The 24,127-nt window shown below is 69.3% G+C and carries 24 protein-coding genes and 4 pseudogenes; 14 read left to right on the top strand and 14 right to left on the bottom strand.

Going from position 1 to position 24,127, the window contains the following annotated elements:
* Positions 1-64: 64 nt before the first annotated feature.
* On the bottom strand, positions 65-277 hold the full coding sequence (locus AB5J49_RS44415; RefSeq protein ID WP_369174542.1) for a hypothetical protein: 213 nt from the start codon (positions 275-277) through the stop codon (positions 65-67).
* A 169-nt stretch (positions 278-446) separates the two neighbouring features.
* Between AB5J49_RS44415 and AB5J49_RS44410 the strand changes: the two are divergent.
* Positions 447-656, top strand: a pseudogene (locus tag AB5J49_RS44410) (hypothetical protein); the annotation flags it as partial.
* Here AB5J49_RS44410 and AB5J49_RS44405 read toward each other — a convergent pair.
* Both AB5J49_RS44405 and AB5J49_RS44400 read right to left on the bottom strand, forming a co-directional pair.
* Entirely contained in the window at positions 649-924 is a 276-nt protein-coding gene (locus tag AB5J49_RS44405; protein WP_369174541.1) for a hypothetical protein, read from the bottom strand. The pseudogene AB5J49_RS44410 and the gene AB5J49_RS44405 sit on opposite strands and share 8 nt — an antisense overlap.
* A gap of 177 nt (positions 925-1,101) precedes the next feature.
* Positions 1,102-1,227 carry a hypothetical protein gene (locus AB5J49_RS44400; RefSeq protein WP_369174540.1) on the bottom strand — a complete coding sequence of 42 codons (126 nt, stop codon included), beginning with the start codon at positions 1,225-1,227 and terminating at the stop codon, positions 1,102-1,104.
* Positions 1,228-1,302: 75 nt separating this feature from the next.
* Here AB5J49_RS44400 and AB5J49_RS44395 point away from each other — a divergent pair, with 75 nt between their 5' ends.
* Positions 1,303-1,662, top strand: coding sequence for a MazG-like family protein (locus tag AB5J49_RS44395; protein WP_369175457.1), 360 nt, complete (start codon positions 1,303-1,305; stop codon positions 1,660-1,662).
* A 363-nt stretch (positions 1,663-2,025) separates the two neighbouring features.
* Here AB5J49_RS44395 and AB5J49_RS44390 read toward each other — a convergent pair whose 3' ends face one another.
* Positions 2,026-4,050, bottom strand: coding sequence for a hypothetical protein (locus AB5J49_RS44390; RefSeq protein ID WP_369174539.1), 2,025 nt, complete (start codon positions 4,048-4,050; stop codon positions 2,026-2,028).
* Positions 4,051-4,401: 351 nt separating this feature from the next.
* Here AB5J49_RS44390 and AB5J49_RS44385 point away from each other — a divergent pair, with 351 nt between their 5' ends.
* A complete protein-coding gene (locus AB5J49_RS44385; RefSeq protein ID WP_369174538.1) occupies positions 4,402-4,887 on the top strand; it encodes a hypothetical protein in 486 nt (161 codons plus the stop codon).
* 171 nt (positions 4,888-5,058) lie between these two features.
* Here AB5J49_RS44385 and AB5J49_RS44380 read toward each other — a convergent pair whose 3' ends face one another.
* Positions 5,059-5,457 carry a hypothetical protein gene (locus tag AB5J49_RS44380; RefSeq protein ID WP_369174537.1) on the bottom strand — a complete coding sequence of 133 codons (399 nt, stop codon included), beginning with the start codon at positions 5,455-5,457 and terminating at the stop codon, positions 5,059-5,061.
* A gap of 200 nt (positions 5,458-5,657) precedes the next feature.
* Here AB5J49_RS44380 and AB5J49_RS44375 point away from each other — a divergent pair, with 200 nt between their 5' ends.
* A complete protein-coding gene (locus AB5J49_RS44375) occupies positions 5,658-6,491 on the top strand; it encodes a PIG-L family deacetylase (protein ID WP_369174536.1) in 834 nt (277 codons plus the stop codon).
* Positions 6,492-7,379: 888 nt separating this feature from the next.
* Here AB5J49_RS44375 and AB5J49_RS44370 read toward each other — a convergent pair.
* The 3 genes from AB5J49_RS44370 to AB5J49_RS44360 all read right to left on the bottom strand — a co-directional run bounded on the left by AB5J49_RS44370 (position 7,380) and on the right by AB5J49_RS44360 (position 10,388).
* The gene (locus AB5J49_RS44370) at positions 7,380-7,820 is read right to left on the bottom strand and encodes a VOC family protein (RefSeq protein WP_369174535.1); all 441 of its coding nucleotides are present in this window, start codon (positions 7,818-7,820) and stop codon (positions 7,380-7,382) included.
* 261 nt (positions 7,821-8,081) lie between these two features.
* Positions 8,082-8,828 (bottom strand): phosphotransferase family protein, encoded by a 747-nt coding sequence (locus tag AB5J49_RS44365; protein ID WP_369174534.1) that lies wholly within the window; start codon positions 8,826-8,828, stop codon positions 8,082-8,084.
* Between the two features lie 681 nt (positions 8,829-9,509).
* Positions 9,510-10,388 (bottom strand): helix-turn-helix domain-containing protein, encoded by an 879-nt coding sequence (locus AB5J49_RS44360; protein WP_369174533.1) that lies wholly within the window; start codon positions 10,386-10,388, stop codon positions 9,510-9,512.
* 249 nt (positions 10,389-10,637) lie between these two features.
* Between AB5J49_RS44360 and AB5J49_RS44355 the strand changes: the two genes are divergently transcribed.
* From AB5J49_RS44355 to AB5J49_RS44330, 6 genes and pseudogenes are all read left to right on the top strand, one after another.
* Positions 10,638-10,958: a carboxymuconolactone decarboxylase family protein gene (locus tag AB5J49_RS44355; protein WP_369174532.1), complete on the top strand. Its 321-nt coding sequence runs from the start codon at positions 10,638-10,640 to the stop codon at positions 10,956-10,958.
* 56 nt (positions 10,959-11,014) lie between these two features.
* On the top strand, positions 11,015-11,428 hold the full coding sequence (locus tag AB5J49_RS44350) for a cupin domain-containing protein (RefSeq protein WP_369174531.1): 414 nt from the start codon (positions 11,015-11,017) through the stop codon (positions 11,426-11,428).
* Between the two features lie 52 nt (positions 11,429-11,480).
* Positions 11,481-12,449 carry a zinc-dependent alcohol dehydrogenase family protein gene (locus tag AB5J49_RS44345; protein WP_369174530.1) on the top strand — a complete coding sequence of 323 codons (969 nt, stop codon included), beginning with the start codon at positions 11,481-11,483 and terminating at the stop codon, positions 12,447-12,449.
* Positions 12,450-12,584: 135 nt separating this feature from the next.
* Positions 12,585-13,352: a glucose 1-dehydrogenase gene (locus tag AB5J49_RS44340; RefSeq protein ID WP_369174529.1), complete on the top strand. Its 768-nt coding sequence runs from the start codon at positions 12,585-12,587 to the stop codon at positions 13,350-13,352.
* 58 nt (positions 13,353-13,410) lie between these two features.
* Positions 13,411-14,397 (top strand): aldo/keto reductase, encoded by a 987-nt coding sequence (locus AB5J49_RS44335; protein WP_369174528.1) that lies wholly within the window; start codon positions 13,411-13,413, stop codon positions 14,395-14,397.
* A 132-nt stretch (positions 14,398-14,529) separates the two neighbouring features.
* Positions 14,530-14,694, top strand: a pseudogene (locus AB5J49_RS44330) (transposase); the annotation flags it as partial.
* Between the two features lie 20 nt (positions 14,695-14,714).
* Here the strand turns inward: AB5J49_RS44330 and AB5J49_RS44325 are convergent.
* Positions 14,715-15,083 carry a VOC family protein gene (locus AB5J49_RS44325; RefSeq protein ID WP_168512773.1) on the bottom strand — a complete coding sequence of 123 codons (369 nt, stop codon included), beginning with the start codon at positions 15,081-15,083 and terminating at the stop codon, positions 14,715-14,717.
* Between the two features lie 65 nt (positions 15,084-15,148).
* On the opposite strand from AB5J49_RS44325, the gene AB5J49_RS44320 reads away from it, so the two are divergent.
* Positions 15,149-15,607: a MarR family winged helix-turn-helix transcriptional regulator gene (locus tag AB5J49_RS44320; RefSeq protein WP_369174527.1), complete on the top strand. Its 459-nt coding sequence runs from the start codon at positions 15,149-15,151 to the stop codon at positions 15,605-15,607.
* A gap of 297 nt (positions 15,608-15,904) precedes the next feature.
* On the opposite strand, the gene AB5J49_RS44315 is transcribed toward AB5J49_RS44320, so the two are convergent.
* The gene (locus tag AB5J49_RS44315) at positions 15,905-16,642 is read right to left on the bottom strand and encodes an SDR family NAD(P)-dependent oxidoreductase (RefSeq protein WP_369174526.1); all 738 of its coding nucleotides are present in this window, start codon (positions 16,640-16,642) and stop codon (positions 15,905-15,907) included.
* A gap of 84 nt (positions 16,643-16,726) precedes the next feature.
* On the opposite strand from AB5J49_RS44315, the pseudogene AB5J49_RS44310 reads away from it, so the two are divergent.
* The 3 genes and pseudogenes from AB5J49_RS44310 to AB5J49_RS44300 all read left to right on the top strand — a co-directional run bounded on the left by AB5J49_RS44310 (position 16,727) and on the right by AB5J49_RS44300 (position 18,215).
* Positions 16,727-17,367 (top strand): annotated as a pseudogene (locus tag AB5J49_RS44310) (TetR/AcrR family transcriptional regulator).
* 205 nt (positions 17,368-17,572) lie between these two features.
* Positions 17,573-17,959, top strand: a complete 387-nt coding sequence (locus AB5J49_RS44305; protein WP_369175456.1) for a helix-turn-helix domain-containing protein — start codon at positions 17,573-17,575, stop codon at positions 17,957-17,959.
* Positions 17,847-18,215, top strand: coding sequence for an IclR family transcriptional regulator C-terminal domain-containing protein (locus tag AB5J49_RS44300; protein ID WP_369174525.1), 369 nt, complete (start codon positions 17,847-17,849; stop codon positions 18,213-18,215). Before AB5J49_RS44305 ends, AB5J49_RS44300 begins: the two co-directional genes overlap by 113 nt.
* Here the strand turns inward: AB5J49_RS44300 and AB5J49_RS44295 are convergent.
* From AB5J49_RS44295 to AB5J49_RS44280, 4 genes and pseudogenes are all read right to left on the bottom strand, one after another.
* A complete protein-coding gene (locus AB5J49_RS44295; protein WP_369174524.1) occupies positions 18,139-19,428 on the bottom strand; it encodes a Kelch repeat-containing protein in 1,290 nt (429 codons plus the stop codon). The genes AB5J49_RS44300 and AB5J49_RS44295 overlap by 77 nt on opposite strands.
* A 40-nt stretch (positions 19,429-19,468) precedes the next feature.
* The gene (locus tag AB5J49_RS44290; RefSeq protein ID WP_369174523.1) at positions 19,469-19,774 is read right to left on the bottom strand and encodes a hypothetical protein; all 306 of its coding nucleotides are present in this window, start codon (positions 19,772-19,774) and stop codon (positions 19,469-19,471) included.
* Positions 19,758-20,711 carry a Kelch repeat-containing protein gene (locus AB5J49_RS44285; RefSeq protein ID WP_369174522.1) on the bottom strand — a complete coding sequence of 318 codons (954 nt, stop codon included), beginning with the start codon at positions 20,709-20,711 and terminating at the stop codon, positions 19,758-19,760. Before AB5J49_RS44285 ends, AB5J49_RS44290 begins: the two co-directional genes overlap by 17 nt.
* A gap of 56 nt (positions 20,712-20,767) precedes the next feature.
* Positions 20,768-23,860: pseudogene (locus AB5J49_RS44280) on the bottom strand (hypothetical protein).
* Between the last annotated feature and the right edge of the window lie 267 nt (positions 23,861-24,127).

Here is a 24,127-nt window from a genome sequence, read left to right as displayed (position 1 = left end):
TGGCGGCGGACGCGCCAGGAGCGGTGTCTTGACGACTCATGCTCGAAGCATAGCATTTTTATATTCATAGTTTATGGAAATGGTCGGCCAGCCGGTTCAGCTTCGCCCGCAGCGGCTCCAGCTTGCCCCGCACCTCGACCGGCAGGCCGAGCACCTCGCCGACCGCCCGGACCGTGACCGGCCCGGCCGCCTCCCGCACGATGGCCACCAGCCGCTGATAGTCCTGCGGCAGCACGTCGGGGTCGATACCGGCGGCGCGGGCCGGGATCAGCAGCACCGACCGGCCGCCCACCTGGACCTCCGGCGCCGGCGGCGCGAGCGACAGGTACTCCCCGAAGCCCTGCTCGCTGACCGCTGCACACTCCAGCGAGCGCGAGAACCAAGTGGCCTAACAGCTGGGGACGTTCGCCCGTACACATCTGGGGAGAGAACCTCGTACGCCGACATCCGCGGAAGAGATCGACTTCGACGTCGACCCGAGGGAGCTTCAGGGACAGGCGCGACTTGATGTCTGCCAGTTCCTGGAGGCGCTCGGGCGGCGGCTGGGCAGGCCAGTGCTGATGGATTCCGAGGGTGGTGACGGGAGCCGTCCAGCGCTCGGGTTCGACATCGAAGCCGACCAGGTCGTGTTGCTGGCAGAGCCGCCGGTCACGTGACCAGCGCTGTCCTGAGTTCGTAGAAGGTGCCGACGCGAAGTATCGCGAACAGGACGTCGGGCCGGCTCTGGGCGAGGGCGAGGCGGCGCAGGACCTGGGTGTGGTGTTCATGCCCGCTCCTGGGTGACCTGGAGTTCGCGCACCAGGTCAGGAACAGCACGACGGCCTCGGCGTACGCCTTCGTCGTCGTCTCTGCCCGCCCCCGGGCCAACCTCAGCTCCCGGAGGAAGCGGTCAGCTTCCTCCGCCGCACCCAATTCATCGTCCACCACGGTCCAATACCGGATGCTTGATGGCAGCTGTACAGGGAATGCACGTACCGATCTACCTCTGCTCCACGAGTTGATCGCAACGATCCACCGCAGAGCGACACCCCCTGAGAACCGTCGCAACCTCCTCAACGAGAAGGACTTGTACGACGTCACACCACAGCCGGGGGACAACCCTCAGAGAACACCCGCCTCGCCGACCGCATCCTCGTCATGGACAAAGGTCGAGTCATCGAGCACGGCCAGTACGAGGACCTGGTCGGCTCCGGTGGCTTGTTTGCCGAGCTCGTCGCTCTGGCCCAAGACCGATGAGCACACCGGCACAGAGTTCTCTCTCCTCACAGAAGCGAGACGCGCGTGACTGATACGTGGAAGACGATCGCCCACCTTGCCTGCCTGTTGGAAGACCACTCGACCCTTCCTCGCGAGCAACGCATCCTGCTCCAGCTCCTCAAGATCCAGGAGGAGGCGGGCGAGGTCGCCGAGGCGGTGATCGGAGCCATGGGGCAGAACCCTCGCAAAGGGCACTCGCATACTTGGGACGACGTCGAAGCCGAGATCTGCGACGTCATCGTCACCGGCATGGTCGCGTTGGCCCGCATGAACCCTGATGCCCAGGCCGTGTTCGCACGCCACATGGACCGCATCGCCTCTCGGGACCTGGTGGCACAGAGGGAGACGACCGACGCTCGGGCCGCGAACAGCCACCCAGCCCCGGCGACGGGACAGCAGCGTTGAGCGCACACACAGAGACTCGAGGAAGTGCTTCACCGCTCTCCCGCCCGGGTCTTCGCGTTCGACGAGTTCGGCCCGCTCGGGATCCGGCCCACCGTCGCTCTACGGCAGCCTTGGCTCCTTCGCTGGGGCCGGTCGGCCAGCGCCGGGCCGTTATCCGCAAACACCTTTACCTCCCCCCCCGCCTCGACCAAACGACAGGACGAACGGCTGGTTCGGGTCGGCGACGGCATAGAGAACTGCATCGAGGGATTCGATCATCGGGCCCCTGTCGACCAGCACGGTAGGGTCCCAGCCGAAGCCCTGGCACCAGATCGCGTACCCGCACTGCTGACGGCCTCTGACCCAGCCCGGATGCGGAGCGGATCAGTATCGCCGTAGCACCGCCCGGCGCCGTCGTCGGCTCCGCCACCCCGCGGCCCCGGTCATCACTGCCAGGCCCGCGGCCAGCAAGGTGAAGAAGGCTGTCGTGGCGCTGAAGGCGCCGGCTCCGCCGCCCTGGGCCCTGCTCGTGGCGGACGACGACGAGAGGAGGTCCTGGCCGAACGCCGATGCCTCGGAGGTGCTGCCACCCAGCCAGGTGGTGCCGGTGTCACGGTAATTGGTCACCTGGGCACGGGAGTTGGCGGCCGTGCCCGGCAGCCCCGGCTCCTCCTTCGCGAACTGGGCCCTGCCGATGTCCTGTTTCGGCGACTTGGAGAAGTCGACGCCGCCGACGGAGTACGTGTAGATCCAATTGCCGGACCGGCGCTCGAACGTGTAGTCGCCCTGCTTGAACGACTTCAGGTAGCGCTGATAAGTGTCCTGCTCCGACCAGTTCTTGTCGGAGCGCAGCGGCCAGCGGGAGACGTCGTCGCTGCGGATGATGTCGTGGTAAGGGCCCGGCTTCACCTCATCCTGCTGCGCGACCCACTCCGCGGCGACCCGGCTGGCGTAGACGCGGCGCAGATCGGCGTACTCCGGCGCGGTGTTGACCCGCTTCTCGACCACCGGGCGGATCATCGTGTCCACGAGCCGCTGGTCGTGCTCGCGCTGCTCCGTCGTCTTGCGGCACTGGTCGCCGGGGATGGTGCCCTCGTACGGCACCGAGTTGACCTTCAGAGGGGCGTCGAGGATGTAGATGCCACCGTCCTGCTCACGGACCTTGGCGGTGTTCGGCACGATCCAGTTCCGGATCACCGGCATGCACGGCTGGCCGCCGACGAGGCTGAGGGCGTTCCAGAAACGGGCGCCCAGCCGGGTCTTGGGGTTCACCGTCTTCGCGAAGTCGTGCTTCATCGTGAGGTCGGCTTCGAGCAGCACGCGCCCCGCGTCGGTCTTCGCGAACGTGCTGTCCATGATCTGGTCCGGCTGGGTGGGGTTGAGGTTCACCCAGAACTTGTCCGGCGTGAGCGCCAGCCAGGTGAAGAACGCGTCCGAGGCGAGGTGCGCCTTCGCCATGCCGCCCCAGGAGGGGTTGGTGTCCTCGTCCGGGTTCTGGGCGGCCTTGAAGGAGTAGTCCAGGCCCTTACCGTCCTTGGACGTGCCCACGTAACTGAGCTGGAGGGTGGTGAAGTCCACACCGCCCGGGCTGCTCGACTCGCCTTCAGCGTCCTGGAGTTGCTGCTGGTTCGCGCGTGCCCCCGCCTCGGTGTCGGCGGACCCGCGGATCATGTTGACGCCGTCCCCGGCGGAGGGGGCGGTCTTCGCGTCCGGGCTGAAGAGTTCGAGATCCTTCGGGGCGGTGTTCTCGTTCGGCGTGAACTCCGGTATGGCCGCCGACTTGTGCACATGGACCTTGATCCCGGCCGCCTTCAGCTCGGCGACCGTCTTCTCGCTCGGCTCCTCACCGAAGACGTACCGCACGTCCCAGCCCTGCTCGACCAGCTTCTTGTCCTCCCTCAACTGATCATCCTCGTAGCGCCCGTTCGACTTCACCTCGATCAGGATCTTCCGGTCGGGATTGACGAGGTCACCCTTACGCCCCCGGCCGCCGGGGATCTTGTACTCGCACTGCCACTCCGAACCACCGATGCCGAAGTCCTCGGCGACCTTCTTGTGGAAGGCGTCGCCGCGCTCGCCGACGACCTCGTTGCCGATGTACTGCTTGATCAGCCAGGTCCGGAAGGTGTCGCTCCAGCGCCTCTTGCTTGTGAGCTGATTGCGGTTCCATGCGGCGTAGGCCCGCTCCGGGGAGTCCTTCGCGAGGCGCTGGTGCTCTTGCCGTACTTCTTCAGCAGTGCGTCCTGGTCCATGCCGGGCGGCAGGTCGATACCCGAGACGGTGCGCTTGGGGTTCGGGTACGTGTACCTGCGGTTCTCGTCGGGCGGCGAGCCGTTCGGGTACTTGTCCGACCCCGGCAGGTCGTTGAGGTCCGGGTTCTTGTCCGGTGTGCCGAAGATTTCCGAGCACCGCCCCGACTTGGGGGTGGCCAGCGCCGCCTGCTGCAGTGCGGGCAGCCCTCCGGTGAGCAGCCCCACTCCGACCGCGAGCACGGCCACACGTGTCGCGATCCAGTTCCTCGTCCTCATCGCGTGTCCCCCTAGGGGCCTGACCGACCCTTCACGCAGCGGTGCGACCCCCGTGACATGACACCGCCAAACAACACTCTATGGGCCGACTGACCCAATCGTTGTGCCAATGCGGTGAAGCCTGATCCTCAATTCGCGTGCGCCAAGCGGGACTTGCTGAACTTGCTGGACTTGCGCGCCGTACGGAGCGGTCGACCGCCCGCGGCCGCCAGAGCCGCCTACAGTTGCGTCCATGACCGAGACGCACCCGGAACTGGCAGCATGGCTCGCCCGTCAAGAGGCGGACTTCCCTGCCTGGGCGCAGGCGACCGGCACACCGGAGACCTGGGACTTCTCCCCCGCCTCGCTCGACGTGCTGGAGGCACTCATCCGCGAACGGTACGCCGACGCGGATGCCATCGGCGACGCCTGGGACAGCACGTTCGTCCAGGTCGCCGGCTGGTACGTCGGCGAGATCGCCCGGCGCGTCAACGACGGGGCCGCCTGGCACTACGTCCCCGCGGACCCCGCGGCTCTCCCCGGGGCCCCCGGGTCGCCGCAGAGCGGCTGGACCCGAAGCCCACGCGTCGCGCGGGGACCCGCGGTCGAGACCCCCCGGGTGTTCCCTGTCTCCGCCCTCCGCGCCCTCCTCATCGAACCGGACGAGGACGACGACGAGGAGGAGACGGCCGCCGAGTGGGGCGGACCGCTGCGCGATGCGCTGATCCTTGAGGCGTAGTGCGCTGGTCCGGGTCTGGACCATGACCCCTACGGCACGAGCCCGTTCACGGCACCGACAACGGATCTGGGTAGAACTCACGGACCACCACGACCACTTGGTCACATACGACAGCATCCGCCACCACATCCGATACCCACGATCTCGAAAAGCGCCGGCATGAGCAGGCAATCAGGAGGCCGACGGATGAGCCTCCCGGACCATGAAGAGAGGCTGCCGTGGACGCCACGGCAGCCCCTCGTGTTGCAGGACACGGTGGTGCCGCCGCTGGTCGGGCAGTCCACGCCCGGAGCGCCGGTAGCCGACCTCGGTCAGGCGTCCCACCGCGTCGTAGTGGTAGGTCGAAGCCGACGAGGTGACGCTGTCGGAGTACACCAGGGTGCCGTCGCTGTCGCGGGTGGCCGCTACCGAGTCGGTCGCCCTGGTCGTCGGACCCTGGGGCTCAGCCGCCGTGTCATAGGTGTACGTGACGGTCGACTGGGAGTTGTCCGTGATCTTGACCGGGCTATCGAGAAGGGCGCACTTCGACAGGACAGCAGGTCGCGCCCGTACCTCGTTCGTGTTGAACACCGACGCCTGGAAGGTCGAGCGGCCGCGCCGGGAACAGCCGGACCTGCCGGCACGGTTGCATCGACCGAGGGACCGGCGCCGCACGGGCGGGGAACACGGAGACCACAAGGTCGTCCGCCCCACCAGGTTCCGGGCCCCAGGATCGCGGTACGCCCACCGCGCACTCGGACCAAGACGTATTTCTGCAGGAGGACTGTTTCATGACTGACCGGCCTTTGACGCTCATGGCAGTACACGCCCACCCCGACGACGAGGCCACTGGAACCGGAGGGGTCCTCGCGCGGTACGCGGCGGAAGGCATCCGTACGGTTCTCGTGACGTGTACCGACGGCGGTTGCGGTGACGGACCGGGGGGTGTCAAGCCGGGCGATCCCGGGCACGATCCGGCGGCGGTCGCCCTGATGCGCCGTCAAGAACTCGAGGCGAGCTGTGGCGTCCTGAAGATCAGCGATCTGGAGATGCTCGACTATGCCGACTCCGGGATGATCGGCTGGCCGAGCAACGACGCCCCCGGATCCTTCTGGCAGACCCCGGTGCAGGAAGGCGCGGCCCGACTCGCGGAACTCATGCGGTACTACCGACCCGATGTGGTCGTCACCTACGACGAGAACGGCTTCTACGGCCACCCCGACCACATCCAGGCCCACCGCATCACGATGGCGGCGCTGGAGATGACCGATCTGGCACCGAAGGTGTACTGGACCACGATGCCCCGCTCGATGATGCAGCGGTTCGGCGAGATCATGCGCGAGTTCGGTGAGGACATGCCGGAGCCGGATCCTGCCGAGGCCGCCGCGCTGGCCGAGATCGGCCTCCCCGACGACGAGATCACCACGTGGGTGGACACCACCGCCTTCAGCGGCCAGAAGTTCGACGCGCTGGCCGCGCACGCCAGTCAGGGCGAGAACATCTTCTTCCTCAGGATGGGCAAGGAGAGGTTCGGCGAGTTGATGGGCATGGAGACCTTCGTACGTGTCCAGGACACCACCGGCGCCGCCGTACCCGAGAACGACCTCTTCGCCGGACTGCGCTGATCCACCCGGCCGACCGGGGCCCGCGAAAGCTCATCGGCTGTCGCGGTACAGGCGGAACCCTTTGCGCTCCCCCCTCGGGGGATCTTGGCGTTCACTCGACCCCACTCGGACCGGTCCGCCAGGCGGTGACTGCTGAGGTCACTGATGCCAGGCGAGCACGCGACGGCCCGACACCCGGACATGAGCCGGTGGATCGCCTCGATGTTCGAGTGCAGGCGAGTACACAGGCCAGGCCGTGAGGCCCGCGGCGGCGAGGGTGTCGGCGTCGGGCGCCACGGTGGTGGTCGCGACCCGGCCACCCTCGCGGACCGCGCCCAGGGGGACCTCGCCCCCCGAGCGCGGTGAGCCGTTCTACGTCGGCGGCGGTGCCGGTGGCCACGACGGTCACGTCCCAGGAGGGCAGCCAGCATGTGGGGCAGTTGGAGCGCGCACCGCCCCACCCCGCCAGTGGCACCGTTGACGAGGACGACCTCGGCCGGACTCGGGGCGACCTGGTCGACGGCTGCCACAGCAGCGGCGGAGGCCAGCGGCAGCGCGGCGGCGGTCGCGAAGTCCCGTCCGGACGGCTTCACGAAGAGAGTGGCGGCGGGCCGCAGCGCGTACTCGGCGAGGGTGCCCGCCTGGACCGGCGGGCACCAGCGGGATGTTGCCGAACACCTCCTGGCCGGTGCGACATGGTCGACGGCCTCGACGACGCCGGCCGCGTCGCGACCCAGGACCAGCGGATACGGGGCGAGGTTCTCGGCCATGCATCCGGCCGCTATGACGTTGTCGAGCGGGTTCAGCCCGGCCGCCCTGACCTTGATCAGGACGTGGCGCGGTGCCACGTCAGCCACCGCCTGCGACACGAACCGACATCCGGACCGACGCTGATCAAAGAGGCAGAACCTATCCGATCCGTTCGGCCAGAGCGACGATGATTCCCGAGGGGCCACGGAGGTTGCAGAGTCGGTAGACGTTCTCGTACTGGGCCACCTCGCCGAGGAGTTCGGCGCCATGGCCGCGCAGGCGGGTGATCGTGTCGTCGATGTCGTCGACGGCGAACATGACACGGTGCAGGCCCAGAGTGTTGGGTGGCGGGTTGAGCGGTCCGGCAGTGATCGCCGCGGGGGTGTGGAACTTCGTCAGCTCCAGCTTGCCGTGGCCGTCGGGGGTGCGCATCATCGCGATGGCGCTGCGGACCCCGTCGAGGCCGACCATCTGGTCTGCGGCGATTCCCTCGATCTGCGCTTCGCCTTCCAGCTCCATGCCGAGCTCGGTGAAGAAGGCGATGGCAGCCTCCAGGTCGTCGACGACGATGCCTACGTTGTCCATCCGCTGAATCGTCACGGGGCTCCTTCTTCGTCGCGCAGTGCGTTCTGGCTACTGGTACCCCTGGGACGGAGCCGGTGCCGCATTCTCGACACCCGGAAGTGTCGATGTGGGAGATCGACGACGAGTCGTGGGCGCGCATAGAGCCGCTGGGTCCGTCGGTTCCAGATCGGCCTGGGGGTGTACCAGTGGGTCGTGGAAGGAGCGATCGCGCCGCCGCACTGGTTCCGCCAACTGCGTACCCGCTGGGAGACCCAGCAGTACCGGGCCCGCGCAGCCTCACATGCGGGATCTCAGCACGTCGACCTCGCAACCCGGCGCGAACGGGTCGAAACCGTGCTCGACCAGCCAGCGAACCACCAGCAGGCTTCGCAACGACCACCACGCGCGGATCACGTCGAGGTCGATGTCAGTGCCGTAGCCGGCGATGACATCGTCAAGGTGCTCCTCGTGTCCGAGCGTGAAGGTGGCGAGGTCGTACAAGGCATCACCCTGGCCCGCCTCGGACCAGTCGATGATGCCCGTGACCTCGTCGCCGTCGACGAAGACGTGCGCGATCTGCAGGTCGCCGTGAGTGAACGCCGGAGTCCACGGCCGGAGCGCGGCCTCGGCGACCTGACGGTTGCGGGTGACCAGGTCCGCGGGCAGGACGCCGTTCGACACGAGCCGCTCGCACTCGTCGTCGAGTTCCGCCACCAGCGCGATGATGCTCCGACCGGCCTGGCCGGGCCGGGGCGGCAGCGGCGCATCGTGCAACTTCCGGATGGCGGCGCCCGCCGCGGCCCATGCCGTCGGCGACCCGGTCGACGGCCCGCCGAGGCGGCCGAGCGTCGTCCCCGGGAGTGCGGCGATCGCGAGCACGGGCGGCTTGCACCACAGGACCTCCGGGGTCGGGACCGGCGCCAGGGCCATTGCCTCGACCTCGACTTCGATGCGCGCCCGATCGGCGTCCACCTTCAGGAACACGTCACCGACGCGCAGGGTCGCCCGCTCGGAATGGGCGACAACGACTTTCACCTCATCCATGGGCGACCAGTATCCCGGGGCTGATCGCCGACGTCGCCGGGTTTCTCACGTGCGATTACGCGGCTGACCGCGTCCCGCCTACCCGGCCCCGGACCCGCCGCCATTGCGCGATCTCCTCATCATCGGCATGCGCGAACCGGAGGTGTCCTTCAGCCACGAGCCGATCAACCAGCTCCCGCGCCTTCGCCCGCCACGCACGGGCAATGGGCCGCTCGCTGTACGGCGTTGGAGACTCGGCGGGCACCGACATGCCGGCCGCGGTCAGCAGGGTCCGCGTCGTCGGGACAGCGGCCATTACGGAGGTAGAACCGGCCGGCCTTCGTGACCTCCGCACGGGCAGCACCGCACAGACAGGCCCTGTACTGACCCGAAGGAGCGGCTCCTTGCGGTGGAAGCCGCTCGGGCCTGTCCTGGGACTTCCGGCTGCGTCGCCGCGAGTGTCAGCTGTCCTCGGCGTGTCACCGATTCTGGCCAGCCTGAAGGTGCTTGAGCTGTTGACGAGCGGAGCGGATGGCCTGCGTCATCGACTCCTGGGTGCCGACCGCCTGGCTGACCGAAGGGCACACCATTGATGGCCTTTACGTGCTTGGGCGTGATCTCGGCCCGCTCCGGAGGTGCCGCCTGCTTCGCCATCTCGTGACTCCCTGTACGGACGCTCGGTGGAAGCGGCGCGTCCTGCGGCTAGTCGGCAGCCCGGACGGCAGGGTGGGTGTCCTCGGTGGCCGCCCAGGCGGACAGCAGGCGCAATCCGTCGTGGGCCGCGGTGCCCGGCTCCGCGCTGTACGCGGTGAGGGTCAGCCCGGGTTGCGCGGGCAGGGCCATGGCATCGAAGTCGAGGACGATTTCGCCGATCTCGGGGTGGCAGAACGGTTTGCGCCCGGTGTGGTGCAGACGCACGTTGTGCTTGGCCCAGGCGATGCGGAACTCGTCGCTGCGGGTGACCAACTCCCCGATCAGCCCCGTGAGCTCGGCGTCGTGCGGGGCGCGTCCTGCCTCGGTGCGCAGCAGCGAGACGGTGGTGTTGAGCGAGGCGTCCCAGTCGGGGAAGAACTCGCGGCCGGCGGGGTCGAGGAACTGGAAGCGGGCGATGTTGACCGGCCGCGGCGTGCCGGAGGTGAACAGCGGCGCGTAAAGGGCGCGGCCGAGCCGGTTGATGGCAAGGATGTCCAGGCGCCCGTTGCGGACGAAGGCCGGACTCTCGGTCATGGAGTCCAGCACACGCTGGATGCTGGCGGGGAGGGGTCCGCGCGGTTTCTTGCTGCCGCGGGCAGGGCGTGTGCGCTGGGCCGCGGCCAGGTCGTAGAGGTGGGAGCGTTCGGCCTCGTCGAGCTGAAGGGCGTTCGCGACGGCGTCGAGGACCTCCTCGGAGGCCCCGGCGAGGTGGCCGCGCTCCAGGCGTACGTAGTAGTCGATGCTGACACCGGCCAGTAGGGCGACCTCTTCGCGACGCAGGCCCGGGACACGCCGATTGCCACCGAAGGCGGGCAGGCCCGCCTGCTGGGGAGTGATCTTCGCACGGCGGGTGGCGAGGAACTCGCGGATGTCGTGGGCGGTGTCCATGCCACCAGGCTAAGCACGCCTCGCCCGGCCTGGGGGGTCCTGTCAGTACCTGTAACGGCAGTACCTTCCGCACGCCTGTGCCCTGCGGTTTCCTCGATGCCGAAGGCAGCCGGCAGACGCCCGGACCAGATCGCGGAGATCGCGGAGATCGCTGAGATCGCTGAGCGTGCTGCAGCTGCGGGGCAGGCCCTCCCCTCCACAGAGTGGAGCTGCCGGTTACGTGTTCGGATCATGGCAAGGAGTCACCGCATGGCGAAGCAGTCCGCACCCCGGGAACTGGCACAGGTCGCGCCGAAGCTCGTCGAGATCACCGACGACGTGCTCTTCGGCGACGTGTGGGAGCGCCCCGGTCTCTCCCCCCGCGATCGCAGCCTCGTCACGGTGAGCGTGCTGGCCGCGCTCTACCGGAGCGAGCAGCTGCCGTACCACCTGGGCAAGGCCCTGGAGAACGGGCTGAGCGTCGAGGAGCTCTCCGAGGCCATCACCCATCTGGCGTTCTACGCCGGATGGCCCAACGCCATGACCGCGATCACGCTGCTGAAGAAGATCGCCGACGAGCAGTCCGCCTGACCGGCCCCTCCGCCTCGCCCGCACACCGTCCCCCTCCCCCTCCAGGAAGAGCTGCCGTGGAACACATCACCTCCACCCCCACCGCCAAGGCCCCGTCCGAGCGCTTCACCGGCGACGTCTACCTCAACCCGATCGAGACGCCCTCCGCCCCCGCCCACCTGGTCGCCGCTCTGGTCCGCTTCACCCCCGGCGCCCGCACCAACTGGCACTCCCACGTCAAGGGCCAGACCCTCTACATCACCGACGGCGTCGGCCTGGTCGGCACCCGCGACGGCGATGTCGCGCTGGCCAGCGCCGGTGAGACGGTCAAGTGCCCGGCCGGTGAGGAGCACTGGCACGGCGCCACCGACACCACGCTCATGGCCCACATCGCCATGCTCGTCGGCGACGAGAGCGGCGACGGCACCACCTGGCTGGAGCCGGTGACCGACGAGCAGTACGCCACGGCACTGAAGTCCGCCGACCGCTGACCAGCCCTTCGAAGGCTGTCGGCGCCGGCCGGGCAGTCCTCGTATCCACCTTGTGAAAGAGATCATCGACGCGACCGATGCGATCATCCGCACCGTCGCCACCTGCGTGTGCGGTTCGGACCTGTGGGACTACCGCGGCATCAACCCGGTTGAGCAACCCACGCCCTTCGGCCACGAGTACGTCGGCATCGTCGAGGAGGTCGGCGACGAGGTGAAGGCCATCAAGCCGGGACAGTTCGTCGTCGGCTCGTTCTTCGCCTCCGACAACACCTGCGCCAACTGCCGGAACGGCTATCAGAGCAACTGTCTGCACCGCGAGTTCGTCGGCGCCGAGGGCTGCCAGGCCGAGCGGCTGCGGGTGCCGCTGGCCGACGGCACCCTGGTCGCCACCCCCGAGGTTCCTGACGAGAAGTTCGTGCCGAGCCTGCTGGCCTGCTCGGACGTGATGGGCACCGGTTGGTACGCCGCCGTGGCCGCACAGGTGCGGTCCGGTGACACCGTCGTCGTGGTCGGGGACGGCGCGGTGGGCCTGTGCGCGGTCAACGCCGCCAAGGAACTGGGTGCGACGCGGATCATCGCCATGTCCCGGCACGAGTCCCGACAGAAGCTGGCCCGCGAGTTCGGCGCCACCGACATCGTCGCCGAACGCGGGGACGAGGGCGTGGCCCGCGTCAAGGAGATGACCGGCGGGGTCGGCGCCGACCGGGTGCTGGAATGCGTCGGCAACAGCGAGTCCATGCAGCAGGCCCTGCGCTCGACCCGGCCCGGCGGCAACGTCGGTTTCGTCGGCGTCCCCCACGACGTCGCCTTCGACGGCCAGGAACTGTTCTTCTCCCACGTCGGCCTGCGCGGCGGCCCCGCCCCGGTCCGCGAGTTCCTGCCCGATCTGATCAACCGTGTGCTGTCCGGCCGTATCGACCCGGGCAGGGTCTTCGACCTCGAACTGCCCCTGTCCGAGGTGGCCGAGGGGTACCGGGCCATGGACGAGCGGCGGGCCGTCAAGGTCCTCCTCCGCCCCTGAACCCGGGGCCCGTACCTGGGCGTGGGCGTGGGCGTGTGCGTGGGCGTGGATATCGGGTTGCCCGGCCACCGGACGGCGTCCACGCCCTGCCGGGCCGGGTGAAGGCCCGGCCGCTTACGCGAAAGAGATTCTGCAGTGAATCCGCAGTACGACTTCGCGGGCCAGGTCGCGCTGGTCACCGGTGCGGCCTCCGGGATGGGCCTGGCCGCGGCCCGTGCCTTCGCCGAGGCCGGCGCCGCCGTCGTCCTGGCCGACATCAACCAGAGCGCCGTCGAGAAGGCTGCCAAGGACCTGACCGACGCCGGCCACCAGGCCCTCGGTGTCGCCTGCGACGTCACCGACGAACGTCAGGCAGCCGCGATGGTCGAACGCGCGGTGAGCGCCTTCGGTCGCCTGGACATGGCCTTCAACAACGCCGGCATCCAGGCCCCGCCGTGCGACGCCGCCGAGGAGAGCGCGGAGGAGTTCGACCACGTCAACGCCGTCAACCTCCGCGGCGTGTGGGCCGCGCAGAAGCACGAGCTGCGTCAGATGCGCACCCAGGGCTCCGGAGCGATCGTCAACTGCTCCTCCCTCGGCGGCCTGGTCGGTCTGCCCCAGCGTGCCGCGTACCACGCGTCCAAGCACGGGGTGATCAGCCTGACGAAGAGTGCCGCGGTCGAGTACGCCGCCAAGGGCATCCGTATCAACGCCGTGTGCCCCGGCGTCATCGACACCCCGATGGTCGCCGACATGCTCGAAGGCCAGGCCGAAGCCATGGCCGAGATCATGAAGCAGCAGCCCATCGGACGGCTCGGCACAGCCGAAGAAGTCGCCGCCGCCGCACTCTGGCTGTGCAGCGACGCCGCCGGCTTCGTCGTCGGCGTCGCGCTGCCCGTCGACGGCGGATACACGAGCCTATGAACCAGCCGCTCGCGGCTCTCACCACCGACTTGGGCCAGTACCGAGAGAGGAGATCGACATGCACACCCGTACGTTGGGACAGGGGCTGCAGGTGTCGGTCATCGGCCTGGGCTGCATGGGCATGTCCCAGAGCTACGGCCCCAATCCGGGCAGTCGCACGGACATGATCGGCGTGCTGCGCGCCGCCGTCGACGTCGGCGTCACGTTCTTCGACACCGCAGAGGTCTACGGCCCCTACGTGAACGAGGAACTCGTAGGCGAGGCCCTGTCTCCGGTGCGGGACCAGGTCGTGCCGGCGACGAAGTTCGGCTGGCGCATCGAGAACGGCACGTCGACCGGCCTCGACAGCCGTCCCGAGCAGATCCGGCGTGTCGCCGACGCCTCGCTGCGCCGGCTGCGCACGGAGACGATCGACCTCTTCTACCAGCACCGGGTGGACCCGGACGTGCCGATCGAAGAGGTGGCAGGCGCCGTCGGTGAGCTGGTGCAGGCGGGCAAGGTGCGGCACTTCGGTCTGTCCGAGGCGGCGGCGTCCACGATCCGCCGGGCCCACGCGGTCCACCCGTTGACGGCCGTACAGAGCGAATACTCACTGTGGACCCGCGACCCCGAGCCCGAGGTCCTGCCGACACTGACCGAACTGGGCATCGGCTTCGTGCCGTTCAGCCCGCTCGGCAAGGGGTTCCTCACCGGCACCGTCGACGCCGCCACCTCCTTCTCCGACGGCGACGTCCGCACCACGATCCCCCGCTTCAGCGAGACCAACCGCGCCGCCAACCAGGCACTGGTCGACCACGTCGCCGCCCTGGCACAGGCAAAGAACGCCAGCCCGGGACAGGTGGCCCTGGCCTGGCTGCTCGCCCAGCACCCCTCGATCGTCCCGATCCCCGGCACCCGCCGTATCGAGCGGGTCGAGGAGAACGCCGCCGCCACACACGTTGCTCTCTCCGCCGACGAGCGGGCGGACCTGGACGCGACAGCAAGTCGCCTCGGTGTGCACGGTGACCGCTACAACGAGACCCACATGGGCCTGGTCGGCAAGTGAACCGGCCACCTTCGCCGCCCCGAACCCAACACCGGAGGCCAAGGGACTGACTGGGCCGTTCATGAGTCTTGGAGCGGGTCCGCTGTCGCCTCATCGTGTGGCGGCGAGGCGGACTCTGCCGGTCCACGGCCGGACGAGCAGTGGTCGTTGATCGAGCCGGTGATCACCGCATGGAAGGACCGGCACCGCTCGGCCAGCGGTCCTCAGGGCGCCTACGACATGCGGGAGATCGTGAACGCGATCCTCTACCAGGGGCGGACCGGTTGCCAGTGGGCCTATCTCCCGCACCACCTGCCACACCCGGTGGCGTAGGTCGATCAAGCGCGGTCGTGGAGCGTGACCTGGTAGCCGTCGGGGTCGGCGAAGGTGAAGGTCCGACCGAAGGGGCCGTCGATCGGTGCGGAGACGATGGTGTGACCGTCGGCGACGAGCGCATCGTGGATGGCCTGGACGTCGGTGGCGTGGAGCCAGATCGCGGCACCGATGCCGGGCTGAGCGACGGATGCGAGGTCGGTGCCGGGAATGACGTCGCGGAGTGCGAACGCGATCGGCTTCGTCTCGAAGACGACGGCGTGCGGAGGTCCGGCCGGCGAGCGGACGAGGCCCAGGTACTGCTCGTAGAACGCCTGCGAAGCGTCGAGGTCGCGCACTTGGAGCGAGATGAAGTCGGGGCCGGTGGCGGGCATGGTGAGACGCTCCCTCTTTTCGTGTCAGTTTTCTGACACGCATGAACCTATGTCAGAATGCTGACATGAGTCAAGAAGGTGTCGGCGTCGACCTGGAGACGTCACTGGGCTACCTGCTCAAAGAAGCGTCGAGCGCGCTGCGCGCGGCCATGGAGGAAGTGCTGCGGCCGCTCGGGATGAGCGTGACGCACTACTCCTGCCTCGAGCTGCTGGCGCAACGACCGGGCTTGTCGAACTCCGAGCTCGCGCGGGGCGCGTTCGTGACACGGCAGACGATGAACGTGCTACTCCAGGCCCTGGAACGAGACGGCTACGTGACCAGGCCCGCGGAGGCACCCGTCGGGAAGGTGCTTCCCACGCGGCTCACGCCTCGCGGCCGACGAAGCCTTGAGAAGGCGAGCGCAGCCGTCCGGTCCGTCGAGGCCAGAATGCTGGCCGGCCTGACCGAGACCGAGCAGTCAGAGGCGTTCCGGATCCTGCAGAGGATGATCCATTCCCTGCGGGAGGACAACGCGGGTGCATAGCTCGTTCCGCGGCGCACGTCTCGTCGCGCTCGGACAGGAGTGCAGCCGAGCCTGAATCCCTGTCGGCGATCTCGAAAACCGACAGACCCCGACTACACCCTCTACTGCGATGAGCCACAAAAGAGCGCGACGCACCACCACTTCACTGCCTGGCGGGACGACGGGATACGTCATCCAAAGAGGCCGCGGCCACGATCTCGTCGCTTCGGGCGCACTGGGCCTCGTACGACGCACGCGCGCGGCCGGGAGTGCGCCCCGTCGCTTCGAGGGAACCGGATGCGCACCACCGACCGTCGTTCAGGCCCGGGTGTAGCCGCCGTCGGCGAAGAGTTCGGCGCCGGTGACGAACGACGAGGCGTCCGAAGCCAGGAAGAGGGCGGCCTCGGCGATTTCCTCGACGTCGGCCAGCCGCCCCAGTGGCACGACGGCCTCGGCGAACTGGTCGACGTCCGGCCCCGCGGCGCCCAGCAGGCCAGGGGTCCGCGTGGGTCCCGGGCTGAGCACGTTGACCCGGAATCGGCGCTCCCGTGACTGCCGGGCCCAGTTGTGCACGAGGTTGCTCACCGCCGCCTTCGAGGCGCTGTAGACCTCGAGTTGCTCATTGGGCCGCACGCTGTTGCTCGAGCCGACGACCAGGATGGAGGCGTTCTCCGCCAGCAGCGGAAGCGCCTTCTGGACGGTGAATAGTGTGCCCTTGACGTTGACGGCGAGAGTGCGGTCGACGTTCGCCTCGGTGTGGGCGCCGAGCGCGGCGTCCGCGACGATACCCGCGTTGGCCACCAGCACGTCGATGCGTCCGGCCTCCTCGCGGACTCGCGCGTAGAGCGTGTCCAGGTCGGCCAGGACCGAGACGTCGGATCGTACGCCGGTGGCCGCTGCACCCATCTCCTTGACTGCCGCTTCGAGGCGGTCGATGTCCCGGCCGGTCACGAAGACCCGTGCGCCCTCCCGGACGAAGCGGTGGGCGATGGCCAGCCCGATCCCGCTGGTCCCTCCGGTGATCACGGCCACCTTCTCCTGCAGCACGCCTGGCATGTCGAACCCCTTCAGTTATGGAATCGATCGTCCATAACGTAGGCAGTAATGGACGATCCAGTCAAGAATGGATACGCTGAGAGCATGCCGAGACCACGCGCATTCGACGAACGCCAAGTCCTGGAGCGGGCCCGGGAACAGTTCTGGGCGACCGGCTATGCGGGAACCCGGATGGACGACATCGCCCAGGCGACCGGCCTCGGCAAGGGCAGCCTGTACGGCGCATTCGGCGACAAGGGCAAGCTGTTCCACCGTGTGTTCGGCGACTGGTGCACCGCAGTCGTCGAGGTGGCCGAAGGGCGGCTGGCAGGTGGCCCGGACGCAGAGGCCTTGGCCCGGCTGTCGGGATACGTGCACCTGATGGCGGAGAACCCGCCTCCGACACCGAGCGCCGCGGGTGCCTGTTGGCCAAGGGCGCGTCCGAACTGGCCCAGCACGATCCGACGGTCGCCAGGCGGTCGGCCGAGACCATGAATGCGCTGCTGACCCTGCTGCGGACGGAGATCAGCGCCGCCCAGCGCCACGGCGACATCGACAGCGCGGCGGATCCGGAGCGGTTGGCGGCACTGCTGCTGACGGTGGTCCGCGGTATCGAGGCGGTAGGCAAGGCCGGCCTGGACCCGGAGACGCTGCGGAACATCGCAGACACCGCACTGGCGGTCCTGCCCATGCCCGAGGGGCAGAAACGCCTCGCAACCGAGCGCAGTCCGGCCTGCGAGACCTGACTTGGTGTCAGCACGCACCCTGACCCCAGCTACTTCAAGATGGCACAGCTTCATTTATCTCCTGTGTATGGCAAAGTGCTTTGCTGACCCGTAATGAGCCGGTTAGTTGGGTTGCTGCGCGGAAAAGGATTCGGCAGTGGGGACAAGCAATTCGCCGGGGGCTGGACGTGGGGTGCTGGAAGGGGCGTTCGCGCTGCTCGACGCCATGGAGCAGGTCGGCCAGGCGCGGTTGACCACCTTGGCCACCGCCGCGGGTCTGCCGAAGACCACAGCGCGCAGGCTCTTGGAGCAGCTGGTGGAGCTGGGCGCGGTGGAGCGGTCCGGCGGGGTGTTCCGGATGGGGCCGCGGATCTTCCGGCTGGGCGCGAGCTGGCAGCCCTCCCCGGGGCTGCTGGCGGCGGCCCGCAGACCGGTGCGCGAACTGGCGCGGGCGGACCGGGGCGACGGCGGCTCTGTTCGTGCTGGAGGAGGGCCGTACGATGGCCGCCGCGACGGCGCCCGGCGAGTTGGAGGCCGTCCTGCCCGTGCGCAGCGGCATGACCTTTCCCTGGAACACCGCCGCCGGGAAGGTGCTCGTCGCCGGAGCGGGTAATTCGGGTGTGCGGCCTGGGCTGCCGGTGCTCGAGACGACCGGGTCCTGGTCGCGGGAGGCGGCGCGGATCCGGGACGCCGGGTTCGCCGTCGACCACGGCGATGTCGTGGACGGCGTGCGGTGCGTGGCGGCTCCCGTACACGACCGCCGCGGTGCCGTCGTCGCCGCGCTCTGTGCGATCACGGACGAGGCGGCCTCGCTGCGGCTGCTGACCGATGCGGTGCTGCGGGCGAGAGATCAGCTGTCGCCGCACTGACCGCACTCCCCCGACTCCCCCTATTCGGTGAAGAGTTCGCTGGTGCCGGACAGGAGGTCCCGGGCGTAGACCGGATCCGCCATGCCCGACCGTACGGTTCCCCCGGCGGCCAGCACCGTTCCGTCGCCAGCAGGGTCGCGGAGCAGTAGAAGCGACCGGTGGCCAGTCCGGCGGCTGGGGTCCAGGCGCGGGTCCTCGGGTCGTACACGATGGCGGCGGCGTACCCCACGTCACTGGTGGCCGCGTCCGTCCCGCCCAGGACCAGGACCCGGCCCGAGCGCAGCGGCACCGCGCGGTGGCCGGATCGGCCGGTGGGCATGTTGCCGCTCGGCGTCCACAGGCCGGAGCCCGGGTTGTAGAGCTCGGTCTGCCACAGACTGTGCGCGGAGTACATCCGTGCCCGGCGCATGGTGACGGCGAATCCGCCGGTGACGAGGACCGTGCCGTCGACCAGCGGCGTGGCCTGGTGACCGCCGCGGGGCAGGCGGAGGCTTCCGGTCGGGGCCCAGGAGCCGGTCACCGGGTCGTACAGCTCGCAGAACGACTGGGGTACATGCAGATAGAGGTCCGCGCCCGCGTAGCCGCCGACCAGCAGCACCCGGCCGTCGGTCAGCCGGACCGCGCGGTGGTCCGAGCGGGCGTCGGTCATCGGCTCGACCTCGGTCCAGGTGCGGGAGCCCGGGTCGTACACCTCGGCCGAGCGCAGGTTGCGCCGTACGCCAGGGGTCTGGTCGCCGGTGCCGCCCGCCACCAGCACCTTTCCGCCCGGGAGCAAGGTCGCGGTGTGCAGGGCGCGGGGAATGGCGAGCTTTCCGGCCGAGGTCCAGGTCTTGCGGGCCGGGTCGTAGAGCTCGGCGGTGGCGAGGTACGTGAACGGCAGGCTGTCCGTCTGCGGCATGCCGCCCACCGCGAGGACCTTGCCGTCCTCCAGCTTGGTCAGGGAGTGCAGCAGCCGGGGCTGTGCCATTCCTGCGGTGGGCTGCCAGCTGCGGCTCTTGGGGTCGAAGAGCAGGCACTCCCCGGTGCCGGTGCCGCGGACCACCGCGCCCCCGGCGGCCAGCGCCGTCCCGTCGTCCAGCAGCACTGCACTCTCTTGCGAGGACGGCCATTGCCGCGGCGACGGCAGCGGGCCGACGGTGGTCCAGCCACCGACGGCCGACCCCGCGGCGACGGACGGCAACCCACCCCCGACCAGGGCGCTCGAACGTGTCATGACCCTTGCTCCTTGTAGGTTCTGCTTCCGTCGTCGGTCGTCAGGCCGTGAAGAGTTCGGATGCGGCGGTCACGACGTCCGCGCTGTCCGGGGACGCCGCGCCGGAACGGATCAGCCCTCCGGCGGTGAGCACGCGGCCGTCCTCGAGTTCCGCCACCACGCCGGCCCAGCGGCCGGTGACCATGCCGCCGGTCGAGGTCCAGGTGCCCCGCGGGCCGACTGACGGGTCGTAGATCTCGGCGTTCTGGTAACCGACGTCGAACGTGGCGTCCTCCGTGCCGCCGATCACCAGCACCTTGCCGGAGCGCAGGGCGACGGCTCGATGGTGACTACGGCCGACCGACATCGACTCGGCCTCGCTCCAGGTGCCGTTCGCCGGGTTGTACCGCTCGCTGACCCACTGGCTGTAGGCGTTGTACGTCCAGTCGTGCAGCGCGCCCGTGCTGTCCCCTCCGGTGACCAGGACCGATCCGTCGCCCAGCCGGACCGCCTCGTGGGCCTTGCGGGCCAGTTGGAGGCTCCCGGTCGGGGTCCAGGTGCCGTTCGGGGCCGGCCGCGGGGTCGTACACCTCGCAGAACGCCAGGGCGGTGTAGAGCCCGCGGCCGATGGCGAGCATGCCGCCCACGACCAGGACCCGGCCGCGGTCGAGGGCGACCGTGGGGTGGCCGCTGCGGGCGTCGTGCATGGGCGGGACCTGGGTCCACTCGTCCTTGACGGGGTCGTAGATCTCTGCGGAGGACAGGGACATCTCGGTGAGTGCGTCGCGCGGTGCGAGACCTCCGGTGACGAGCACACGGCCGTCGCCCAGCGCGATCGCGGAGTGGGAGAAGCGGGCCTCGTGCAGGGCTCCGCCGGTGGTCTTCCAAGTCTTGGTGCCGGGGTCGTAGATCTCGGCGGAAGAGAGCGGGGCGAAGGGGCGGGTGAAGGGGCCGGTGAGCCCGCCCACCACGAGGACGCGGCCGTCGGCGAGTTTCGTCGTGCTGTGCAGCCGTCGGGCCACCGACAGCGAGCCGGTCGGCTCCCACTTCTTCTCGATCGGGTCGAAGAGCGCCACACCGCGCTGCGCCGTACGGGCCGCGTCCTCGCCGCCCGCGATCAGCACCCGGTGGCCGTACGCCTCGCCGAGCACGACCGCCGCGGCGTCCGGCAGCGCGAAGTACCCGGACTGCGGCAGGTCACCGGCGGGCGCCCAACTGCCCTCTGCCGCCAGCGCGGGGGCGGCCTCGGCGGAGGCAGGGGCGGGCAGGCCGGCGACGGCGGTGAGGGGACTGGTTCGTGGCATCGCTTTCCTCCGCGGATCGGCGGGTACGGGCATGGAGGTGGTCGGGGGTGTCGGGGCTACGGCGTGCGGGCATCGGGGTCCTGTGGGCCGGGGTCCACCTGGTACTCCCAGACCAGCAGCAGGTCCACCACCGCGTCCGGGTGCAGGAGGCCGTCGCGGACGAGGACGGGAGGCAGGGCGCCGATCTGCTCGCGGGACACAGTGACGGTCCAGGGCTGGTCCGTGTCGTGAACGTGTCCGTCCAGGCCGGTGAAGGCCCCGCGAGGCTGGCCCTCCAGGGCCGCGTCGGCTTTCAGGACCGCCGTGTCGTGGCGGTTGTCCGGTGCGGTGAGGGTGAGGGGCAAAGACGCGTCGGCCTCCCCGTAAGCGGTGACGTAGCGCAGGTCGCCGCCGGGGGTGAGGTCCCGCGACAGGACCAGCACCACCTTGGGTTTCGCCACCTTGATGGGGTAGCCGGCGAACAGGTGGGGGAAGCGGCGGGCGCTCAGGGCGAAGGTGAGCTCGGGGTCCTGCGTGCTGTTGGGCATCAGGAACCGCCTCCACCCGTCGGCGAACTCCCGGCGTGCGCTGAACACCCGGTACAGCCCCTTGCCGCCCCCGGCGTGCACCCAGGTCTTGAGGGCGTCGTGGAGTTCGCCGACAGCCGGCCGGGCGAGGTTGTCGCCGCCGTCGCGGGCCGTGTAGCGCACGTGGAGGACCACGTCGGTGATGGACTCGTAGTCGAACTGACGGAAGGCGGACGGCAGGGACAGTTGCCACTCGCTGATCACCCCGGCGCCCTCGAACGGCAGGAACCGCTCGTCGCGCAGGCTGGGTTCGAACAGCCCGGTGTCGTCCTGCCCGGTGCTGGTGACGACGGTCTGGATCGGACCGGTGTAGTCACGGAACCGGGCATCCGACCTGCCCCGCGCGTACTTCGCGCCCGCGGGCACCTTGGGGTCCACTCGAACGCTGCTGCCGAGCAGCCGTACCGTGAGGTTGACCGAGGAGTACGGGCCCGCCACACACGGCACGGTGACCGCCACGCTCCTGATCCGCCGGAAGTAGTGGCCGGGTGTGTCCAGGTCGAACAGCGCCTCGGGCAGGGAGAGATAGCAGGTGCCGGTCTCCTTCAGCGCGAGCAGCGCGGACGGGTCGAGCTGGGCCAGCGAGATCCGCTTGGTGAGTTCGAACTCGCGGGCGTTGTTCTCCAGGTACGCCGCGTCCATGCGGTTGAGGTCGGCGGCGAGCCGCTCCCCGGCCAGCAGGCCCCGGTGAAGGCTGTCCCAGTAGCCGAAGTTGACGAACGACGAGTCGTGGAAGCCGAGTTCGTGACGGTAGGACCGCTCGGCGCGCTTGGCCGTGTCGTAGGCGAGCTGGTAGGCCTGGAAGTAGGTCGTGGACAGCTATCCGGCCATCCAGTCGTAGAGCTCGGTGTTGGTGAACTTCCCCCGCATGAAGCGGTCGGCCTCCAGAGTGTTCGCCCGCTGCAGGTCGTGGTTCTCCAGTTCCTTGACGGCGATGGCCTGGCGCATCTCGGCGGCGGCGATCTGCCTGGCGAACTGCTCGCTCTCGATGCCCGCCTGGCCCTCCTGGAAGGCCCACTCCTGCGCGCGCCGCTCGTAGCCGGCGAGGGTGAGCTGCTGTGCTCCCTCGCTGCCCTTGCGGGAGGCGCGGGCCGAGGCCGCCTCCGCCTGGCCCTTGAGCATGGCCATGGCGTTGCTGCTGCCCCAGGTCGCGCCCATGGTGGTCGGGGTGCCCACCTTGATGTCCGGCATCCAGCCGACCAGGGCCGCGGCCAGGTTGTAGTCGGCGGCCTCGTCCTGGTCCTTGAGGGCGCCCTGGTGCAGTTCGCTCTGGGCCTTCTCCCCCGTGTTGAGCGGGGTGCGCCGCAGTTCCGCGTAATAGCGCTGCTTGTCGTCGGCCGCGGCCTTGGACTTCTCCAACGCCGCGAGCGCCTCGTCGGCCTCCTTGACCTGTCGGCCCCGGACCTCGCGGGCCGCATCCAGCAGGGCCAGTTCGTGACCGGAGCGCAGCCGGGCCAGGGCCTCGGCGTCCCGCTTCTCCAGCGCGGCCAGCAGCGCCCCGCCGAACGCCCGTACCTCCGAGGCGAGTTCCTTCGCCTTGGCCACCATGGGCATGTAGCGGTAGTGCGGCAGGGGGGCGCTGATGTCGTCGAGCACGGCGGTCGGATCGAGCCCCGCCGCCGTGGCGCGGGCCAGCAGCGCCGGGTCGAGGGGTGCCCCGAACAGAGCGAGCTGCCGCTGGACGCCGTCGATGTTCTGGCAGTGCCGGATCTTGAACAGGCGGTCCTCGACGACGCCCCAGTAGCCCACCAGTTTGTCGTTGCGCGGCAGGCAGAAGTAGTTCAGCCAGCGCAGGTTGACGCCGGGGCGGATGGCGGGCGTGGCGGGTCCGTCCGGTGCGGCGACGAGGTTCTCCGCGGCGACGACCGGGTCCGCGGCCGTCGGGGTCTCGATCAGCGTCCGGTTGCTCTGCGGTTCCGGCACGGCCCGGCCGGTGATCTCCTCCGGGCGCCTGCCGAGGAGTTCGGAGGCGAGGAGGTAGAGCTGGGTGGCCTGGTTGACCGACTCCAGGGTGTCCTGACGGAACAGCTGGTCGCCCCAGGCGATCAGGTTGTCCAGGTACTTCATGACGACGGCCTTCTGGTAGGCCGTCGTCCGCAGCCGGGCGACCGCATCCGGCTGGAACGGGTGCTCCAGCCAGTACTGGACCAGCTTCCCGGTGGCCTCGTCACCGCCTGCGAGAGCCTCCAGGATCTTCTGGATGCGCTGGGAGACGTAGGTGTCGTGGCTACTCTCGTGGAACGGTTTGGTGATCCAGTACCGCTCCGGCCCCAGGTAGTAGTTCTCCCGGTTGGAGGGGTCGAAGATGTAGTGGAACCAGTGCTGTGCCTCCTCGAACCGCTGGTTGGCGGAGAGCCGCTGCGCGATCAGCAGCGGCACGTGGAAGAACAGCTCCCAGTTGTAGTCGCCGTAGGCATCGGCCAGGGCGAACTCGACGGGTTCGTCCGGGTACGGCCCGACGACGTTCTCCGTGTTCGCGTCGTACCACTCGGTGAAGTTGAACCCGCCGGGCCAGATCTGGAGGGTGCGTTCGTACAGTGCGTCCGGCCCGCTCGCTGCGAGGACCTGTGCGAAGTAACGCATCCGGGGGTGGTAGAACCGCTGGAAGGAGACGGTGCCGGAGGCGGCGAGCGCCACCGGTTCGGCTGCGGTGCCGAGGGTGCTGGGGGCGGGGGCACCATCGGGCAGCGACAGCTCCCGGGAGGCGTTCGTCGACTGCGCTACGGCGGCCAGCTCGCTTCCCGCGGTGAGCGCGGGGCGGTCGAACTCCCGTCCGGGCACCTGCTCGTCGCGCAGCATGGGCAGGACGTTCGGGTGCCCCTCGATCAGGAAGCAGCGCTCGCTGTCGGA

Origin of the sequence: Streptomyces sp. R28 (genome assembly GCF_041052385.1) — a bacterium.
GTDB lineage: Bacteria > Actinomycetota > Actinomycetes > Streptomycetales > Streptomycetaceae > Streptomyces.
The sequence above is the reverse complement of the archived record's forward strand: the minus strand, read 5'-3'. Positions and strand labels throughout refer to the sequence as shown.

Excerpts from the sequence above, each read along its gene's own strand:
- AB5J49_RS44315 (WP_369174526.1), bottom strand. The coding sequence starts at position 16,642 with ATGCCAGGCGTGCTGCAGGAGAAGGTGGCCGTGATCACCGGAGGGACC.
- AB5J49_RS44335 (WP_369174528.1), top strand. The coding sequence starts at position 13,411 with ATGCACACCCGTACGTTGGGACAGGGGCTGCAGGTGTCGGTCATCGGC.
- AB5J49_RS44300 (WP_369174525.1), top strand. The coding sequence starts at position 17,847 with ATGGCCGCCGCGACGGCGCCCGGCGAGTTGGAGGCCGTCCTGCCCGTG.
- AB5J49_RS44285 (WP_369174522.1), bottom strand. The coding sequence starts at position 20,711 with ATGCCACGAACCAGTCCCCTCACCGCCGTCGCCGGCCTGCCCGCCCCT.
- AB5J49_RS44355 (WP_369174532.1), top strand. The coding sequence starts at position 10,638 with ATGGCGAAGCAGTCCGCACCCCGGGAACTGGCACAGGTCGCGCCGAAG.
- AB5J49_RS44375 (WP_369174536.1), top strand. The coding sequence starts at position 5,658 with ATGACTGACCGGCCTTTGACGCTCATGGCAGTACACGCCCACCCCGAC.
- AB5J49_RS44325 (WP_168512773.1), bottom strand. The coding sequence starts at position 15,083 with ATGCCCGCCACCGGCCCCGACTTCATCTCGCTCCAAGTGCGCGACCTC.
- AB5J49_RS44365 (WP_369174534.1), bottom strand. The coding sequence starts at position 8,828 with ATGGATGAGGTGAAAGTCGTTGTCGCCCATTCCGAGCGGGCGACCCTG.
- AB5J49_RS44305 (WP_369175456.1), top strand. The coding sequence starts at position 17,573 with ATGGAGCAGGTCGGCCAGGCGCGGTTGACCACCTTGGCCACCGCCGCG.
- AB5J49_RS44320 (WP_369174527.1), top strand. The coding sequence starts at position 15,149 with ATGAGTCAAGAAGGTGTCGGCGTCGACCTGGAGACGTCACTGGGCTAC.
- AB5J49_RS44295 (WP_369174524.1), bottom strand. The coding sequence starts at position 19,428 with ATGACACGTTCGAGCGCCCTGGTCGGGGGTGGGTTGCCGTCCGTCGCC.
- AB5J49_RS44385 (WP_369174538.1), top strand. The coding sequence starts at position 4,402 with ATGACCGAGACGCACCCGGAACTGGCAGCATGGCTCGCCCGTCAAGAG.
- AB5J49_RS44290 (WP_369174523.1), bottom strand. The coding sequence starts at position 19,774 with ATGTCGGTCGGCCGTAGTCACCATCGAGCCGTCGCCCTGCGCTCCGGC.
- AB5J49_RS44360 (WP_369174533.1), bottom strand. The coding sequence starts at position 10,388 with ATGGACACCGCCCACGACATCCGCGAGTTCCTCGCCACCCGCCGTGCG.